The following is a 17,187-nucleotide window of genomic DNA, read 5'->3' on the forward strand; positions in this document are numbered from 1 at the left end:
CGCGTGGGTACTGGGGGGGGGGGGGGGGGGGGGGGGGGGGGGGGGGTTGTTTTTGGGGGGGGGTGGGGGGGGGGGGGGCCCCCCCGGGGGGGGGCCCCCCCCCCTCTCCCTATGCGTCACATCCCCCGGCGCGGAGCCGGCGGAAGCGCCACCGGCACGGGCGCCATCCCGTTCTCCTGGGCCCGCCCGAGCGTCCCGATCCGCTGCCACTGCGGCGGCTGCGGCTGCCCGCCGCCGCTCCGGGCGCTGTAGGCCCCCGCGCTGTAGGAGCTGTACGAGCTCCCTCCGTACACCCCCAGACCGTGGGTGCCGGTACTGAACGGAGCGCTCCCGAAGGCGACGAACCCCAGGGACTCCTCCCCGCTGCGATCACCCGGCAGCGTGCGGAAGGCCTTGACCCACTCCGCGTAGAGCGAGTCGTAGATCGGCGTGGCCGAGTGCCCGCCGGGGGCCTCCTGAGCCACCCGGGCAGCGGGAACGGCGGAGAAGGACGGCCGGTGGGGAGGAAGGTCGTATGCGTGCACGTATGTCCAAACGACCGGTTCGTCAAAGAGATGCGGCCGTCAGGCGCCCCTTTGGGGGCGCGGGGAACTGCGCGACCAGCCACGGCATACCCGCAGCTGCCCACGCACCGTGGCTCCCGCCCCGTCGGGCGCCCCTCAGACCCCCGCAAGCGGCAGCGCCGCCGCCACCAGCTTCCCGTTGGCCGCCGCCTTGTCGATCGCGTCGCGCAGCAGATCCTCCCGGGGCTGCCGTCCGATCGATCCCACCGGCGCCGCGAACATCAGCACCTGCTGGTGTTTGTTGGCGGCCGCCCGCCACCCGTCGGTCACCTGCAGCGGCTGATGCGCCTGCCACCACGCCACCGGCTGCCCGCCCGCCGGACCGGGCTGCAGCACCGCGTGCAGCTGACCCACCGCCAGCAGCACCGACCACCCGTGCAGCACCGGCGGCACCGCGGTCAGCTCCGGCACCGGCATGAAGCCCTGCTCGATGAGGAGCGGCAGGAAGTCGTCGCCCACCCCGTCGGTGCCGGGCCGCACGATCGGCGAGGTCGGCTCCACGACCAGCGCGGGGTGCAACTCCCCGGCGATCAGCACGAGTCCGCTGGTCACCCCGAGTACCGCCTGCTCGGGCACCGACTTCTGCGCCCCGCCGCCGGGCGCGCCGTCGCCGCTGATGGAGCGGACCGCGCCCTGCAGCTGCTCCTCGGTGACCTGGACGACCTGCGAGGGCAGGCAGGTGGCGTGGGCGAAGGCGAGGACGGCGGTCTCGTCGCCGATGAACAGGACGGTGCTGGTGCGCTCCTGCGCGGAGTCGCCCGGGGTGCGGCAGGAGGTGCAGTCGTAACTGCCGGGCGCGTTGTCTCCGGCGAGCAGCCGGTCGGCTTCTTCGTCGCCGATCTCGGCGCGTACCTCGTCGCTGACGTCGAGCATGCGCGGCACGGTGGCTCCCTCGGGATGCGGTACGTGAAGGCCCGGGTGGCTCCCGGTCCGTGAGCCCCCGGGGTCGCGGGCTCATGAAGAAGACAACGGGCGATCTGTGGTGGGGGTCACGCCTTGGGGGGATCGGGATCGAACCATCCACTGCGCAGGGTCACCCGTCGTGCGGAATCCGGCACTCCCCGTCAACTCTTCGCAAGCCAAAGGAGTTTGACGCGGTGAAGTGAATCACAGATCCGTCGAACCCATGGTCGACAAATCACGAAATCCTGGAATGTAGTGGGTGGCTGGAAATCGCCGCTACCCACGGTAACACCGAACTGGCCTGGCCCGACAGGGAGTTGGTTGATTTCGGGCGTTCCCGATCTCTAGATTCCTCCGCCGTGTGCAGCGAGCACCGCTCGGGTACGTCCGCCGGCCGGCATCAGGCAGAGCACCACCGCAGTACCGGCCGCGGCGGACGGGGCGAGCGCGAGGAACCGCGTCCATTGCGCGGGGACCGCGTCCCGCCAGGGGGAGCCCGGGTATGTGGAGAGGGAAATACATGTCCGAGTGTGCCGATACCACCCGTGAGACCGCCGTGAGCAAGAACGGCTCCCGCAAGGGCCGTACGACGGCCGCCCTGGCCGGAGCGGCGCTGCTCGCCCCGCTGGGCCTGCTGGCAGCCACCGGCAACGCCGCGGCGGCGGACAACGGAGTGTGGGACCGCATCGCCCAGTGCGAGAGCGGCGGCAACTGGCACATCAACACTGGCAACGGCTACTACGGCGGACTCCAGTTCTCCGCCTCCACCTGGCGCGCGTACGGCGGCTCCGCCTACGCGGCGACGGCCGACCAGGCCTCCAGGGAAGCGCAGATCGCCGTCGCCACCAAGGTCCAGCACGCCCAGGGCTGGGGCGCGTGGCCGGTCTGCTCGGGCCGGGCCGGGGCGAGCGGCTCGGCGCCCGAGAGCGCCTCGGTGACCACGAAGAGCAGCACGGAGTCGGCGACGAAGTCGTCGAAGTCCTCGAAGTCGTCGACCACGACGACCACCCGGAAGTCGGCCCCCGCGGCGAAGGCGCCGCAGCGCTCGACGGCCGGCACCGGCCGCACCTCGGCCAAGGGCGACTACACCGTCCGTGAGGGCGACACCCTGAGCCGGATCGCCGAGCGGCACGGCACCACCTGGCAGCGCCTCTACGCCGCCAACAGGGCCGTCATCGGCGACGACCCGGACCTGATCATGCCCGGGCAGCGCCTCGCGCTCTGACGCGAACCCCCGCCCCGCGCCACCGTGCCCCGCCCGGCCCGACCGGGCGGGGCACGGTGCGTTGCGTGGGGGCATGGACATGCTCCGAATGGGGTGCGTAGCCGTATGTGAGGGCGATTCATGTGCGGACGGCACGCTCCGAGTTCACGTTGCCGCAACCCCGGGCCTACCCGCGCGGTACGGGGGTTCTGTGCCGAACCGGTGAATCTCTTATGCGGTGTCAGCTTCGACGCGGGCCCTCGGAATCGAAATGGAATGCAGGCGCCGGAGTGTCCCGGATCCCCGCTCCGGGTTCTTTCCGGCGGCTTTTCGGAAGACCCTACCGGCATCGGGGAATTGCACTCGAATGCGCCAGGAAGACGCATGGAACCGCTCATACGTGTGACGGAGTTCGACCGAAACGCGTGTCGTGGTTCTGTGACAGAAGTGTGACCGGGGGCGGACCCGGGACTTCGGCTTCCGTCGCCGCCGGAAGCGGCCTAGCGTGGGCCGCATGGCACCGGACACCGCTCCGCCGACGGAGCCCCAGGACAGCCCGCAAGGGTACGTAGGCCGCGACGCGGGCGACGCGGAACGGCTCGCCCGGCAGCGCGGATGGACCACCGTGCGCTCGCTGCCGCCGGGCGCGATCATCACCATGGAGTACCGGATGGGGCGGCTCAACTTCGAGGTACGGGACGGCGTCGTGGCGCGCGCCTGGAAGGGCTGACCGTACGACGGCGAAGGCCCCGGTTCCCGCAGGGGGAACCGGGGCCTTCGCGGTGCCGGGGCCGGCTGTGCGTACCTGACCCCCGCTGTCGCCTCCGTACGGCCGCCGGTCAGCCGCCCGTCAGCGGGCGGGCCGCCTGGGCGGGGGTGCCGCGCGGCGGCCGCTCGGGGTGCTGTGGGCGGCGGCTGCCCGCCGGGGTCACCGGGGTGCGCTCCGAGCGGGCCGTGTGCGGGCCGGGCGCCAGGTGGATCGGGGCCCTGGGCGGGCGGGCCAGGGAGACCGGTTCGCGCTCCGGCGCCGCCTGCTCGACGGGCGCCGGGCGCGGCTTGAGCACCACGGGGACCGGGACCGGCGCGGGCACGATGCTGCCGCGGCGGGCGCGCCAGCGGTCGCGCAGGTCGAAGAGCCAGGTCTCGGCGCTGGCGATGAACGGCTCGCACCAGGGCAGTGCCAGCAGGATCAGCAGCCCCGCCGCCCAGCCCAGCAACACGTCGCTCAGCCAGTGCGTACCGAGGTAGACGGTGGACATGCCGACGCCGAGGGAGGTGACAGCCGAGGCGGCGGAGAGCCAGCGGCGGGCTCTCGGGGTGGAGGCCAGGTATGCCAGAATTCCCCAGGTCACCACCGCGTTGGCGGTGTGTCCGCTGGGGAATATATCGCCGCCCAGGCCCATCTCGTTCGAGCCGATGACGGTCGCGTAGTGCGGTCCGAGGCGCCCCATGCCGAGCTTGGCGGCGCCGACCGTGATGTTGAGCAGCAGCAGCGAGGCGCCGAGCGTGAGCAGCGGGCGCAGGGTGTGCTGCCGCCACGAGCGCCAGCCCAGCCAGGCCGCGACCATCACGGCGGTCGGACCGCGCTGGCCGAGGACCACGTAGTAGTCGACGAACCAGTGGATTCCCGACCACTGCTGGTAGGGCCGGAAGAACATGACCTGCCAGTCGAGCCGGACCAGCCAGGACGTGATCACGACGGCCCACACGATCGCCAGGTAGAAGGCGAGGGTCGCGGTGAACAACACGACCCGGTGCCGGCTCATCTTCGGCACATCAATGTGGGCCGGCCGTTCCGGCTCACGGTCCAGCCTGGCGAACACCCGGTCCAGACGGGTGAGGTTTCGTTCGGTACGCACCCAATCGACGTTACAGCGAGTGAGCTCTGTTCCCGGACGAAACAGCGGCTTTGTGATGACGATGTGATGTGGGAAACCTCTCAGGAGGTCTCCGAATTCTAAGGATTCCGTAATCCTCGGCGGGTCTGCCCTTCAATTCCTTTGATCATGTCGGGTCGCCGTTTTATGGCACTTATGAATTCGTTAACCAGAGCATGGGGTGGAATTCTCCGGCTGCTCACCCGGCGCACCGAAACGATCATGGAGGTCCGGAGCCGTTCAGCCAGAACGCGCCATAGACCGCCGAGGCCACCGCCACACCCGCCGTGACCAGCGCCGATCTGCCGACGCGCAGCCGGGCGAGGGCGCGGGCGAGCGGCAGCAGCACCGGGAAGGCCGGCATCAGCAGCCGCGGCTTGGAGCCGAAGTAGCTCGACGCGCACAGCGCGAGCGCGAGGACGACACCCGTGTAGACCAGCAGGGGGAGCGGCTGCCGCTGGCGGACGCCGGTCACGTAGAGCCACAGCAGCAGGCCGACGCCCAGGATCAAACCCGCTCCGGCCAGTGCAGACGGAAATGACGTGAACTTGTCGGCCACGAAGCGCGCGAACGCATAGCCGCCGTCGAAGCCGTTGCGCCAGCCCGCCTGGACGTCCAGGTAGCCGAACGGGCCCCGGCCGGTGCGGTGGCCGACCCACAGGACGTAGGCGGCGGCGCCGACGGGGGCGAGGAGCATGCCGAGCGCGCGGCGCCACGCGGGGGTGTCGGTGGGGGTGACGTAGGGGGCGTGTGTTGCTTTCGGTGCGCCGGTTGCTTGTGGGGTGCGCCGGGCTCGGGCGGCGCTGGACGTCTCGGGGGCGCGTTCGGTGACGTGCGCGCCGTCCGGCTGGCCCGTACCACCGTCCCGCGCGCCCCTGCCGCGATCCCGCACGAACGAGACCACCCCCGCCGCCCACACCGCCGCCACCACGGCGAGCCCCACCGGCCGGGTCAGTCCCGCCAGCGCGGCCAGCATCCCGGCGGTCACCCAGCGGCCGGTCAGCACGGCGTACAGCGACCACGCGGCCAGCGCTGTGAACAGCGACTCGCTGTACGCCATCGACTGCACGATCCCGACCGGCAGCACGGCCCACACCAGCACCGCGCAGATCCCCACCCGGCGGCCGTACACGACGTCCGTGACGGCGAAGATCCCCCAGGCCGCGGCGAGCGAGGCGAGCAGGCTCACCGTGAAGCCGGCGTCGGCGTACGACAGGGGGGAGAGCGCGTGCAGCAGGCGCTCCAGCCAGGGCAGCAGCGGGAAGAAGGCCAGGTCGGAGTGGACGTCGCCGTTCGGCAGCCGCACCTGGTAGCCGTAGCCCGGTCCGGCGACCCGCGTGTACCACAGCGAGTCCCAGCGTGCCGTCAACAAGGTGTACGCGCTCTTGCCGCGGGCCGCGCTCCACCCGGCCAGCACGGCCAGGCCCAGGGCGCGTACGGCCGCGTAGCCGAGCAGGGCCGGTGCCGCCCGGCGCAGGGCGGGGGCGCGCGGTGCCGCCACGGGCGTTTCAAGATCGGTCACGGGCTCGATTATCGACGGGCCGCGGAACCGCGGGGTTCGCGCGGGCGTGGTGCGGAGCGGGGGCAGTGGCGTACGCCACATGAGTTCTCCGGAGCGTGTGAGAGGTCCGCCACGTGCCCCCGCTGCGGACTCGCGTACGCTGACATGTCACTCGCGTTCGTCCGCGCGGGCCGGAGACTTCCGCTCCTCTCCGGCCGTACGACGGGGAGTCCCCGCCCCGCCGGTCCGCCGCACGCGAGTGACCATCTGGGAGGTACGTACATGTCCGGGACGACCACGGCCGCCGTACGACCGCGCCGTCGTGCGGTGTCCAGGGCCGGTGCCGGTGCCAACCGCTGGGTCGTCCTCGTCGTCCTCTGCGTCAGCCTGCTGCTGGTCGCCCTCGACGCGACCGTGCTGCACGTCGCGATGCCCGCCGTCACCGAGGACCTCAGGCCCGGCGCCATCGAACTGCTCTGGATCGTCGACATCTACCCGCTGGTCTGCGCCTCGCTGCTGATCCTGTTCGGCACGCTCGGCGACCGGGTGGGCCGGCGGCGCGTCCTGCTCCTCGGCTACACCCTGTTCGGCATCGCCTCCGCGGCGGCCGCCCTCGCGCCGAGTGCGGCGGCGCTGATCGGGGCCAGGGCACTGCTCGGGGTCGGCGGCGCGATGATCATGCCGGCGACCCTCTCCATCCTCCGGCAGGTCTTCCCCGACCGGCGCGAACGGGCCCTCGCGATCGGCATCTGGAGCGCGGTGGCGGCGGTCGGTGCGGCCGTCGGCCCCCTCCTCGGCGGCTTCCTCCTAGAACACTTCTGGTGGGGCTCCGTCTTCCTGGTCAACATCCCGCTGATGCTGGTCAGCCTGCCGGTGGGGCGTCTCTTCCTCCCCGAGTCCCGCGGCGACCGCGATGGCCCCTGGGACGTGCTCGGCGCGCTGATGGCGGCGGGCGGCCTGTTCGGGGTGGTGTTCGCGGTGAAGCGCCTCGGCGGCGGCGAGCCGGCGGGCAGTGCGCTGACGGTGGCGCCGCTCGTGCTCGGCACGCTGCTGCTGGTGTTGTTCGTGCGACGGCAACGGCGGCGGGCGTTCCCGCTGGTGGACCTGAAGATGTTCGCGCGGCCGGCGTTCTCCACGGCGGTGGGCTGCATCGTGCTGGCGATGCTGGCGCTGGTGGGACTCGAGCTGATCGCCGCGCAGTATCTGCAACTGGTGCTGGGCCTCTCGCCGTTGCAGACGGGGCTGCGGCTGCTGCCGCTGACGCTCGCCGCGATGGCGGCGGGGCTGGCCGGGGCGCGGCTGCTGCGGCGGTTCGGGCCGCGCCGGATGGTGTGCTTCGGCTTCTGCCTGACCGCGGCGGCGGTGCTCACGCTGACGGCGATGGGCGGGAGCGACAACGCGGGTCTGCTGCTTTTCGGCTTCCTGCTGCTCGGCTTCGGTCTGGAGACCACGCTCTTCGGTGCGTACGAGTCGATGCTGAGCGAGGCCCCGGCGGCGCAGGCCGGCGGGGCGGCGGCGATCGGCGAGACGTCGTACCAACTGGGCGCCGGGATCGGGATCGCGCTCCTCGGCAGCGTGATGAACGCGGCGTACGCGCCGGGGCTGGCCGCGGTGCCGGGGGTGCCCGCGTCGGCGTCCGCGTCCGCGGGACGGTCACTGGGCGAGGCGTACCAGGTGGCCGGGCGGCTGGGCGGGTCGGCGGGGTCGGCGTTGCGGCGGGCGGCGCGGGATTCCTATGTGCACGGGCTGCATGTGACGCTGCTGGTGAGCGCGGGGCTGCTGTTGCTCGGAGCGGTGATGGCGCTGCGGCTGCCGCGCGCGATGCAGTGCGAGGACGCCGGGGCGTCGGTGGACCTCCCTGCCCCCAGGGAAGCGGAACGCTCCCGCGTCTCCGCGTAGCCCCCCTCGTCGCGCGCACCGCCCGCGCGGGTGGTGCGTGGGCGGGTGAGCGGGGAGACTGTGCCTAAGCTGGTGTAACTAGCGGTGCTAGTTTTGGGAGGGTTCTGATGTCCGCGTCCGTGAAGTTGCCTCCGTTCGATGCCGGTGACCCGCTCGGGATCGACGATCTTCTGGAGCCGGAGGATCTCGCCGTACGGGAGACCGTGCGGCGCTGGGCGGCGGATCGGGTGCTGCCGTTCGTCGCCGAGTGGTACGAGAGCGGGGAGCTGCCCGGCATCAGGGAGCTCGCCAAGGAGCTCGGGTCGATCGGGGCCCTGGGGATGTCGCTCAGCGGGTACGGGTGCGCCGGGGCGTCCGCCGTGCAGTACGGGCTCGCCTGCCTGGAGCTGGAGGCCGCCGACTCGGGCATCAGGTCGCTCGTCTCCGTGCAGGGGTCGCTCGCCATGTACGCCATTCACCGGTTCGGGAGCGAGGAGCAGAAGCAGCGCTGGCTGCCGGGCATGGCCGCCGGTGACGTCATCGGGTGCTTCGGGCTCACCGAACCGGACCACGGGTCCGACCCCGCCGCCATGCGGACGTACGCCCGGCGCGACGCCGGCGGCGACTGGGTGCTGAGCGGGCGGAAGATGTGGATCACCAACGGGTCGGTCGCGGGCGTCGCCGTCGTGTGGGCGCAGACGGAGAACGGGATCCGGGGGTTCGCCGTGCCCACGGACACGCCCGGGTTCTCGGCGCCGGAGATCAAGCACAAGTGGTCGCTGCGGGCCAGTGTCACCAGTGAGCTGGTGCTCGACGACGTGCGGCTGCCCGCCGACGCCGTGCTGCCGGAGGTCACCGGACTGAAGGGGCCGCTCAGCTGCCTCTCGCACGCCCGGTACGGGATCGTGTGGGGCGCCATGGGCGCGGCACGCACCTGCTTCGAGACCGCCGTCGACTACGCGAAGTCACGCGAGCAGTTCGGTCGGCCCATCGGCGGCTTCCAGCTCACCCAGGCCAAACTCGCCGACATGGCGGTCGAACTGCACAAGGGGATCCTGCTCGCCCATCATCTGGGGCGGCGGATGGATGCCGGTCGCCTCCGTCCCGAGCAGGTCAGCTTCGGCAAGCTCAACAACGTACGCGAGGCCATCGAGATCTGCCGTACCTCGCGGACGATCCTCGGGGCGAACGGGATCTCGCTGGAGTACCCCGTGATGCGGCACGCGACCAACCTCGAATCGGTGCTCACCTACGAGGGCACCGTCGAGATGCACCAGCTGGTGCTGGGCAAGGCGCTCACCGGGCTCGACGCCTTCCGGTGAGCACCGCGGCGGGGGCAGGGCCGGTGACGGCCCTGCCTCAGCTCTGGTTGAAGAAGCCGTCCTCGCGGCGCCTGGCCGGCTCACCGCTGACGATCTCGGTGTTCGCGGGGGTCAGCAGGAAGACCCGGTTGGCGACCCGCTCGATCGTGCCGCGCAGGCCGAAGGTCAGCCCGGCCGCGAAGTCGACGACACGCTTGGCGTCGCCCGGCTCCATGGCCGTGAGGTTCACGATGACCGGCACGCCCTCGCGGAACAGCTCGCCGATCGCGCGGGCGTCCCGGAAGCTGTCCGGGGTGACCGTGCCGATCCGGCGGCCCTTCTCCTCGGCGGTGTCCGTGGCCACCTTGACCCGGGGGTCGGTGACCCAGGCATCCCCGGGCTGCTCGGTCCCTTCGGAGTAGTCGTCGTCGTAGTAGCGCTCGTCATCGTTGTCGTCGACGAGGCCCAGCCAGGCACTCGCCTTGCGTACCGATCCCATGGACGCCTCCTCTCACAGCGGTCTTTCTTGCTTCCGCATCCCTATGGTCGTCCATGATGCGGATGTCGCGCCAAGTGGATAGACGCCGCACGGGGGGTTTGTGACGGTACTGGTGCAGAGCCAAAACGTCGAGAGCCCAGGTACCCCAAGGGCGGTAGCTCACACGCCTGCTGACTGAGAGTGAAATATGATTGTTCCCGGCGTACGGGTGATGGACGGTGCGTCCGGGTGAACGGGCGGAGGCGGTCCGGAGTCTCCTCGCCGCGCCTCGCGGGCCTCTTCGACCTGCCCCCGGGACGGTCTGACGCACACTCAGGGCACCTCGCCCCGAGCTCGGGTGCGGCGGCGGACGGCGTCAACCGGGATGAGCGTCCGTCACCGTATACGGAAGTGCGACGCCGGGACCGCCGCCTCGGGATTCACCTTGATCCTGTTTCCGTGACGTAAAACAAAAACATGATCGGGTGACCGCTGCCCGAGAGGTTCGTTGGCCGGAGCGCAGAACCATTTCTCCCCCGGTTCCGCACATCCATCAACTCGCCTCATGATTAAGGCACTTCCGTGCAAGCAGCCACCATTCGCACCAGGCTCCTGAGGATCCTGGTCCTGGCCCTCGCCGTCCTGCTGACGCTGCTGGGCGTCGCGGCCGCCGAGCAGGTCTCCGCCTACCGCAACGCCTCGGCCACCGCCGACAACGCCCGGCTGGAGATCACGCTGCAGGGCCTGATCCACGAACTCCAGAAGGAACGCGGTCTCACCACCGGATACGTCGGCGGCGTGAAGGAGTTCGCGGGCAAGCTGCCCGCGCAGCGCAAGGCCACCGACGCCGCCCGCGGCCGGCTCGACCAGGCGCTCCGCGGCCGTGACGACAGCGCCGCCGGCTCGGTGCGCGAGTCCCTGGGACGGCTCGACGGCCTCGCCGGCATCCGCAAGCACGCGGACGGCCACACCGGCGTGGTGAAGGACACCTTCGACTACTTCACCACCACCATCACCGTCCTCGACCGGCTCGACCTCGGCCTGAGCGACGTCCACGACGCCAACCTGCGCGACGCCTACCAGGCGCTGCAGATCCTCGGCAACGCCAAGGAGTTCACCGGCGAGGAGCGCGCCATCGTGCTCGGCTCGGTGCGCGCCGGGCGGTTCCAGGGCGACGACTACAGCCGGTTCATGGAGATCCGGGCCGGCCGCCTCGCCGCCCTCGACGCCTTCCCGCGCTCGGCCACCGACGCCCAGCAGCGCCGCCTGGACGCGGCCCTGACCACCCCGGACGCCGAACGCGCGCTGGCGTACGAGGACACCGCCGTCAAGGGCGGCGGGAAGCTGAAGTGGAACGACATCCCGCCCATGCAGTGGTGGGACGCGATGACCGCCACCATCAACGGGCTGCGGGACGTCCAGGTCTCACTCGGCACCGACGTCGAGAACCGGGCCTCGGCCCTGGAGGGCACCGCCCAGCGCGACCTGCTGCTCTTCCTGCTGCTCGCCCTCGGCACCGTCGCCGCGCTCGGCGCGCTCGCCCTGGACTGCGTACGATCCGTCTCCGCACCGCTCGCCGAACTCGCCCAGCAGGCCCGCGAGGTCGCCGGTGAGCGGCTGCCGAAGGCCGTCGCCGCCGTCCAGGACGGCTCCAGCGGCGAGTACCCCGGGCCGCCCGCCCCGCTCGCCGTCCCCGGCCGGGCCGGCGCCGAGGTCAAGGAGGTCGCCGAAGCCTTCGACCGGGTGCAGCGGGCCGCCTACGACCTGGCCACCGAACAGGCCGTGCTGCGCCGCAACGCCACCGACTCGCTGGTCAGCCTCGGCCGCCGCAACCAGAACCTGGTGCGCCGCCAGATCAGCTTCATCAACAGGCTGGAGCACGAGGACGCCGACCCCGCGACCCTCGCCAACCTCTTCGAACTGGACCACCTCGCCACCCGCATGCGCCGCAACGCCGAGAGCCTGCTCGTCCTCGCCGGGGAGTCCAGCCCCCGCCCCTGGTCCACCCCGCTGTCCATCACGGACGTCCTGCGCGCCTCCCTCGCCGAGGTCGAGGAGTACCGCCGGGTCACCCTGCGCCGGGTGGAGCCGGCCCACCTCAACGGCGCGGTCGTCGCCGAGATCGCCCACCTGCTCGCCGAGCTGATCGAGAACGCGCTGAGCTTCTCCCCGCCGGACTCGGACGTCGAGATCGAGGGCCGCCGCACCAGCGCCGGCTACCTGGTCGCCATCGTCGACCACGGCCTCGGCATGGACGCCCAGGCGATCGCCGAGGCCAACGTACGGCTGTCCGGCACCGCCAGCTTCATGGCCGAACCCACCCGGTTCCTCGGCCACTTCGTGGTCGGCGCGCTCGCCCGCAAGTGCGGCATCGAGGTGCGGCTGGGGGAGGCTCCGGCCGCCGGGGTGGTGGCCCGGGTGCTCGTCCCCGACAGCCTGCTCACCGAGGCCGCGGCCGCCCCGAAGCAGCAGGCGGCCGCCGCCGTACCGGCCCCGCGCAAGGAGCCCGACGAGGCGCAGCTCGTCTCCGTCGCCGCCGAGGCCCGGCCCGAACAGCCGCAGAAGAAGGCGGCCTCGGCCGCCCGGACCCGCAACGGGCTCGTGAAGCGGCCGCAGCGCAGCGCGATCTCGGAGGCCGTCAGCGAGACGGACCGGCCCAGCCGCCCGGCGCCCGCCGAGCGCACCCCCGACCGCAGCCCCGAAGAGGTCTCCGGAATGCTCGCCACCCTGCGCAGCGCACACATGCGGGGCGGCATCAGCGTCGAGAAGGAGAAGCAGAGGGAGAAGCAGAAAGAGAAAGATCAGGGGCAGGCGCAGGCGCAGGCGGCCGAGGCGCGCGGCGAGGAGGACGGCGAATGACCACCGTCGACACCCCCAACGACTCCCGGACCTTCAACTGGCTGCTCGTGAACTTCGTCAAGTCCACGGACGGGGTACGGGACGCGGTCGCCGTCTCCTCCGACGGGCTGCTGATCGCCGTCTCGGACGGGCTCGGGCGCACCGAGGCCGACCATCTCGCGGCGATCGTGTCGGGACTCTCGTCGCTCGCGCGCAGCGCCTCGAAGCGGTACAGCTTCGACGGGGTCAAGCTCATCATGATCGAGATGGGGCGCGGCTTCCTGCTGGTCTCCGCGATCCGGGACGGCAGCTGTCTCGGCGTCCTCGCCGACTCCAGCGGCGAGCTGGGCCTCGTCGGCTACGAGATGGCGGTGCTCGCGGAGCGGGCCGGTGACCTGCTGACCCCGACGCTCATCGCCGACCTGCGGCAGGCGTTGCCACGATGAGTGCGCGGGAGCCTGCCGAACCCGTCGAGGACACGGCCTTCGTACGGCCGTTCATCATCACCGGCGGACGGGCCGAGCCGCTCCAGAGCGACCTGCGGCTGGAGACGCTGGTCGTGTCCGTGGGCGCGGCGGACGAGTCGCTCACGTTCGAACGCCGGCACATCGTGGCGGTGTGCGCGCAGCCGACGACGGTCGCCGAGGTGGCGCACCGGGTCGGCGTCCCCCTCGGAGTCGCCAAGGTGCTGATCTCCGATCTCGTCGTCGCCGGGCAGCTCGCCTGCCGGCAACCCGCGGAGCTGCCGCTCCAGCTGCTGGAAAGGATCAGGGACCATGTCCGGGCGCTCTGAGAAGGTCGTGCCGCTCGCCGTGAAGATCGTGGTGAGCGGGGACTGGGGGTCGGCAAGACGACGTTCATCGGGGCGATCTCGGAGATCGAGCCGCTGGACACGGAGGCGGCGATCACCCAGGTGTCGGTCGGCGTCGACTCGCTCGCCGGGGTCGAGTCCAAGACCACGACCACCGTGGCGCTCGACTTCGGCCGGATCACGCTGGATCCGGCCGTCGCCCTGTACCTGTTCGGGACGCCCGGGCAGGACCGGTTCTCGTTCCTGTGGGACGACCTGGTGGAGGGGGCGCTGGGCACGGTGGTCCTGGCGGACACCCGCCGGATCGAGGACTGCTTCCCCGCCGTCGACTACTTCGAGGCCCATGGGGCGCCTTTCGTCCTCGCCGTGAACCGCTTCGACGGTGCCGAGCGGTTCGATCTGGAAGAGGTGCGCGAGGCGTTGGGGCTGGGGGCCGACGTGCCGGTGCTGGAGTGCGACGCGCGGGAGCGGGGGTCGGTGCGGGACGTGCTGGGGGCGTTGATGGACCGGGTGATCGGGCAGCGGGTCGGGCCCCCGAAGAGGAGGGTGGCGGTGATGTCGCGGTAGGGGGCGGGGCGCGGGGGTGTGTGGCGGCCGCGGAATTCGCCGTGGCTGATCGCGCCCACGCGGCGGAGCCGCAGATCTACACAGCCCCGCGCCCCTTTGGGGCGCGTGAATCCGGCGTCTGTTCCTGCGTGCAGGGTGCGAGGGGAGGGGGGGTGCGTGTGAAGGCGCAAGGAGAACGCGAAGAGCCCCCGCGGTCCGCGGGGCGCACAGGGGGTCAGCTCAACAGGAACAGGACCACACTCGACCGAAGTCGATGTGGGAGCGCTTGACCAGCCACTGCTGCGGATGCATGGGCCAAGTGGAACAGGTCTCCGGTTCTCCGTCAACCGACCTGAGACGCGCCGCTCACACTCTGGACACCCTTGACAACGAGGGGAAACGGCACCGTAGAGTCGACGGACGGCCCTGCTGAGGGGCTCGGCCGTAAGAGCGCCGTACGCCGGCGTTCCGTGTGAAGGCACCCGCACCCCGTGTGCGCGTCCACCGTGTTCGAATGATCCGCCACGGAGCCTTCCCATGTCTTCCGAGACCCTTGCCAGAACCGCCGTCTCTTCCGTCCCCGGCATACCCGGGCCCGAGGCCGTCCGATGAGGCCCCAGCTGGTGATCGTGGGAGCCGGACCGCGGGGGACCGGACTCCTGGAGCGGATCGCCGCCAACGCGCCGGAGCTGTACGCCGGTTCGGGTCTCGACATCCATCTGGTCGACCCGCATCCGCCGGGTGCCGGGCGGATCTGGCGGGCTGCCCAGTCGCCGCTGCTGTGGATGAACTCGCACGCCGAGGACGTCACCATGTTCACGGACGAGTCGGTGCGGATGGCCGGGCCGGTGCGGGAGGGCCCCACCCTGCACGAGTGGGCGGGCCTGGACGGCCGTACCTTCGCCGACCGGCAGATCCAGGGCCGCTATCTGCGCCACGTCCACGACCGCGCCGTCGCCGACCTCCCGGACGGCATCACCGTCCACCACCACCCGCGCCGGGCCCTGCGGGTCAGCGGGCCGCGCGAGGGCCGCCAGCAGGTGTGGCTGGAGGGCCGGCCGCGTCCGCTCCTCGCCGACCTCGTCGTCCTCGCCCTCGGCCACCTGGACGCCGAACTCGACCCGGAGCAGGCCGCGCTGGCCGCGTACGCCGACGCGCACGGCCTGGTCCACCTGCCGCCCGACTTCACCGCCGACAGCGACCTGTCCGCGCTGCGGCCCGGCGAACCGGTGCTGGTGCGGGGGTTCGGGCTCGCCTTCGTCGACCTGATGGTGCTGCTCACGGAGGGGCGGGGCGGCCGCTACGACGGCGACACCTACGTGCCGTCCGGGCAGGAGCCGGTGCTGTACGTCGGGTCGCGGCGCGGTGTGCCGTACCACGCGAAGATCGGGTACGACTGGACCGGCGAACGCCCGCCGCTGCCCCGCTTCCTCGGCCCCGCCGAGATCGACGCACTGCTCGCGCGGCCCGGGGGCTTCGACTTCCGGCGGGACGTGTGGCCGTTGGTGGAGAAGGAGCTGGGCTTCGCGCACTACCACCGGCTGTTCACCGTCCACCCCGAGCGGACGGCCGTCGCCTGGCGGGACTTCGAGGAGAAGTACGCCGCCGCCGAGGGCGAGGCGGAGGTGCGGGCGCTGGTGGCGGCCGCCGTACCCGACCCGGCCGACCGGCTCGACCTCGCGGCGCTGGACCATCCGCTGGACGGGGTGCGGTACGGGTCGCACGAGGAGTTCCAGGAGGGACTGCGCGGGTACGTCGAGGCGGACCTGGACCGCCGGCACGATCCCGCGTACAGCGCCGACCTGGCGGTGTTCCTCGGACTGCTCTCCGTCTACGGGCAGCTGGTCCGCCTCGGCGACATCGGGTCCTGGTGGCACGGCTTCTTCAGCTACCTCGCCTCCGGGCCGCCCGGCCCCCGGCTGCGGCAGCTGCTCGCACTGTCCCGGGCCGGGGTGCTGCGGTTCGTCGGCGCCGGGATGACGGTGACGGCCGAGGACGGGGTGTTCCGGGCCTCCGCCGACACGGTTCCCGGGTTCGCCGTGGAGGCACGGGCCCTGGTCGAGGCGCGGCTGCCCGAACCCACCGTGGGACGGGCCCGGGACGCGTTGCTGCGCGGGCTGCCCGCGGACGAGGCCGCCGAGACGGCCGACGGGCTGCTCAGGGTGGACCCCGCCGACGGGCGGATCCTCGACGGGGGCGGGCGGCCGCATCCCCGCCGGTTCGCGCTCGGGCCGTTCACGAACGGCCGTACGCCCGGCGCGTTCACCCGGCCGCGCACCGGAGGGCCCGCGTTCCGGCAGAACGACGCCACGGCCCGCGCCGCCCTCGCCTTCCTGGCCGACCTGGCCGGAGTCGGGTCATGAGCGCGCGTCACGGTCGGCGTCCGGCTGTCTCACAGGCTGTCTTACCGGGAGGTTCGTGGTGATGACCGGCTCGTACGGCCGGGGGCTGCTGCATCTGGCCGCCGCCGTCGACCAGGTCGGCGTGTTCGACGCGGAGCGCTGCGTCGAACTCGTGCGGCTGGCCGAGAGCGGCGGACTGGACTTCGTGACGCTCGACGACCGGTTCGGGTGGCCGGAGACCGACGCGGTCGGCGTGCTGGCGCAGGTGGCCCCGGCCACCCGGCGGATCGGGCTGGTTCCGGTGACGGCCGGCCCCGAGGCCGCCGTCGCCCACCTCGACCGGGTGAGCCGGGGCCGGGCCGGCCGGTGGAGCGAGACCCCGGGGCCCGCGCCGGAGCAGCCGGTCCGGGTGGCCGACGCCACCGAGCCCGCCGCCCGGCAGGCCGCCGCCCGGTACGCCGACGTCGCCCTGGTGCGGGCCGCGAGCCCCGCGCAGGCCGCCGCCGCTCGGGAGGAACTGCGTCAGCGCGCGAAGGAGTTCGGGCGGGACCCGGAGTCCCTGCGGGTGCTGGTGAGCCTCCTGGTGGATCTGGGTGACGGGGAGCGCGCGGCCGAGCGGGGGCACGGTGGCGGCGGCCCCCGGCAGACCGTGCAGGGGCCGCTGTACCGGGGTGGTCCGGTGGATCTGGCGGAGCTGGTCGCCGGCTGGCACGGCGAGGGCGCCACCGACGGCTTCCACCTGGTCCCCGCCGAGCCGCGCCGCGACCTGGAGCGCCTGGTCAACGGCACCGTGGCGCTCCTTCAGCACCGCGGTCTGTTCCGCACCTTCTACCCGGGCAGCACCCTGCGCGAGCACCTCGGCCTCGCCCGGCCCGCCGGGCAACTCGCGGCGCCGTGAAATACCTTGCGCAGAGGAGAGACATGACAGGCGCGACGACGAGGGCG

The 17,187-nt window shown here is 72.2% G+C and carries 14 protein-coding genes and 1 pseudogene; 10 read left to right on the forward strand and 5 right to left on the reverse strand.

Annotated elements, in window-relative coordinates; all coding sequences use genetic code 11:
• Window positions 1-116: 116 nt before the first annotated feature.
• Window positions 117-524 (reverse strand): hypothetical protein, encoded by a 408-nt coding sequence (locus ACIQVL_RS22935; protein WP_403429135.1) that lies wholly within the window; start codon window positions 522-524, stop codon window positions 117-119.
• Window positions 525-659: 135 nt separating this feature from the next.
• Window positions 660-1,445 carry a hypothetical protein gene (locus ACIQVL_RS22940; protein WP_403429136.1) on the reverse strand — a complete coding sequence of 262 codons (786 nt, stop codon included), beginning with the start codon at window positions 1,443-1,445 and terminating at the stop codon, window positions 660-662.
• Between the two features lie 541 nt (window positions 1,446-1,986).
• Between ACIQVL_RS22940 and ACIQVL_RS22945 the strand changes: the two genes are divergently transcribed.
• Together ACIQVL_RS22945 and ACIQVL_RS22950 are read left to right on the forward strand one after the other, a co-directional pair.
• Window positions 1,987-2,691, forward strand: a complete 705-nt coding sequence (locus ACIQVL_RS22945; protein ID WP_403476238.1) for a transglycosylase family protein — start codon at window positions 1,987-1,989, stop codon at window positions 2,689-2,691.
• A gap of 493 nt (window positions 2,692-3,184) precedes the next feature.
• Window positions 3,185-3,400, forward strand: a complete 216-nt coding sequence (locus ACIQVL_RS22950; protein WP_293991910.1) for an I78 family peptidase inhibitor — start codon at window positions 3,185-3,187, stop codon at window positions 3,398-3,400.
• A 109-nt stretch (window positions 3,401-3,509) separates the two neighbouring features.
• Here ACIQVL_RS22950 and ACIQVL_RS22955 read toward each other — a convergent pair whose 3' ends face one another.
• Together ACIQVL_RS22955 and ACIQVL_RS22960 are read right to left on the reverse strand one after the other, a co-directional pair.
• Entirely contained in the window at window positions 3,510-4,529 is a 1,020-nt protein-coding gene (locus tag ACIQVL_RS22955; RefSeq protein ID WP_403429140.1) for a phosphatase PAP2 family protein, read from the reverse strand.
• Between the two features lie 238 nt (window positions 4,530-4,767).
• Window positions 4,768-6,069, reverse strand: a complete 1,302-nt coding sequence (locus ACIQVL_RS22960; RefSeq protein WP_403429142.1) for a mannosyltransferase family protein — start codon at window positions 6,067-6,069, stop codon at window positions 4,768-4,770.
• Between the two features lie 261 nt (window positions 6,070-6,330).
• Here ACIQVL_RS22960 and ACIQVL_RS22965 point away from each other — a divergent pair, with 261 nt between their 5' ends.
• The gene (locus ACIQVL_RS22965; protein WP_403429144.1) at window positions 6,331-7,947 is read left to right on the forward strand and encodes an MFS transporter; all 1,617 of its coding nucleotides are present in this window, start codon (window positions 6,331-6,333) and stop codon (window positions 7,945-7,947) included.
• A 107-nt stretch (window positions 7,948-8,054) separates the two neighbouring features.
• The gene (locus ACIQVL_RS22970) at window positions 8,055-9,248 is read left to right on the forward strand and encodes an acyl-CoA dehydrogenase family protein (protein ID WP_403476239.1); all 1,194 of its coding nucleotides are present in this window, start codon (window positions 8,055-8,057) and stop codon (window positions 9,246-9,248) included.
• 37 nt (window positions 9,249-9,285) lie between these two features.
• On the opposite strand, the gene ACIQVL_RS22975 is transcribed toward ACIQVL_RS22970, so the two are convergent.
• Window positions 9,286-9,726, reverse strand: coding sequence for a cell division protein SepF (locus ACIQVL_RS22975; protein ID WP_293991899.1), 441 nt, complete (start codon window positions 9,724-9,726; stop codon window positions 9,286-9,288).
• Window positions 9,727-10,287: 561 nt separating this feature from the next.
• Between ACIQVL_RS22975 and ACIQVL_RS22980 the strand changes: the two genes are divergently transcribed.
• The 6 genes and pseudogenes from ACIQVL_RS22980 (at window position 10,288) to ACIQVL_RS23005 (ending at window position 17,140) form a co-directional block, all read left to right on the forward strand.
• Entirely contained in the window at window positions 10,288-12,564 is a 2,277-nt protein-coding gene (locus ACIQVL_RS22980; protein ID WP_403476240.1) for a nitrate- and nitrite sensing domain-containing protein, read from the forward strand.
• The gene (locus ACIQVL_RS22985) at window positions 12,561-12,989 is read left to right on the forward strand and encodes a roadblock/LC7 domain-containing protein (RefSeq protein ID WP_403429149.1); all 429 of its coding nucleotides are present in this window, start codon (window positions 12,561-12,563) and stop codon (window positions 12,987-12,989) included. Before ACIQVL_RS22980 ends, ACIQVL_RS22985 begins: the two co-directional genes overlap by 4 nt.
• Window positions 12,986-13,336, forward strand: coding sequence for a DUF742 domain-containing protein (locus ACIQVL_RS22990; protein WP_403429151.1), 351 nt, complete (start codon window positions 12,986-12,988; stop codon window positions 13,334-13,336). The genes ACIQVL_RS22985 and ACIQVL_RS22990 overlap by 4 nt, the downstream gene beginning before the upstream one ends.
• A pseudogene (locus ACIQVL_RS22995) lies at window positions 13,320-13,921 on the forward strand (GTP-binding protein). The gene ACIQVL_RS22990 and the pseudogene ACIQVL_RS22995 overlap by 17 nt, the downstream one beginning before the upstream one ends.
• A 587-nt stretch (window positions 13,922-14,508) precedes the next feature.
• On the forward strand, window positions 14,509-16,263 hold the full coding sequence (locus ACIQVL_RS23000) for an FAD/NAD(P)-binding protein (protein ID WP_403476241.1): 1,755 nt from the start codon (window positions 14,509-14,511) through the stop codon (window positions 16,261-16,263).
• 61 nt (window positions 16,264-16,324) lie between these two features.
• Window positions 16,325-17,140, forward strand: a complete 816-nt coding sequence (locus ACIQVL_RS23005; RefSeq protein WP_403429156.1) for an LLM class flavin-dependent oxidoreductase — start codon at window positions 16,325-16,327, stop codon at window positions 17,138-17,140.
• Window positions 17,141-17,187: the final 47 nt, after the last annotated feature.

Source organism: Streptomyces sp. NPDC090499, assembly GCF_044769305.1.
Taxonomy (GTDB): domain Bacteria; phylum Actinomycetota; class Actinomycetes; order Streptomycetales; family Streptomycetaceae; genus Streptomyces.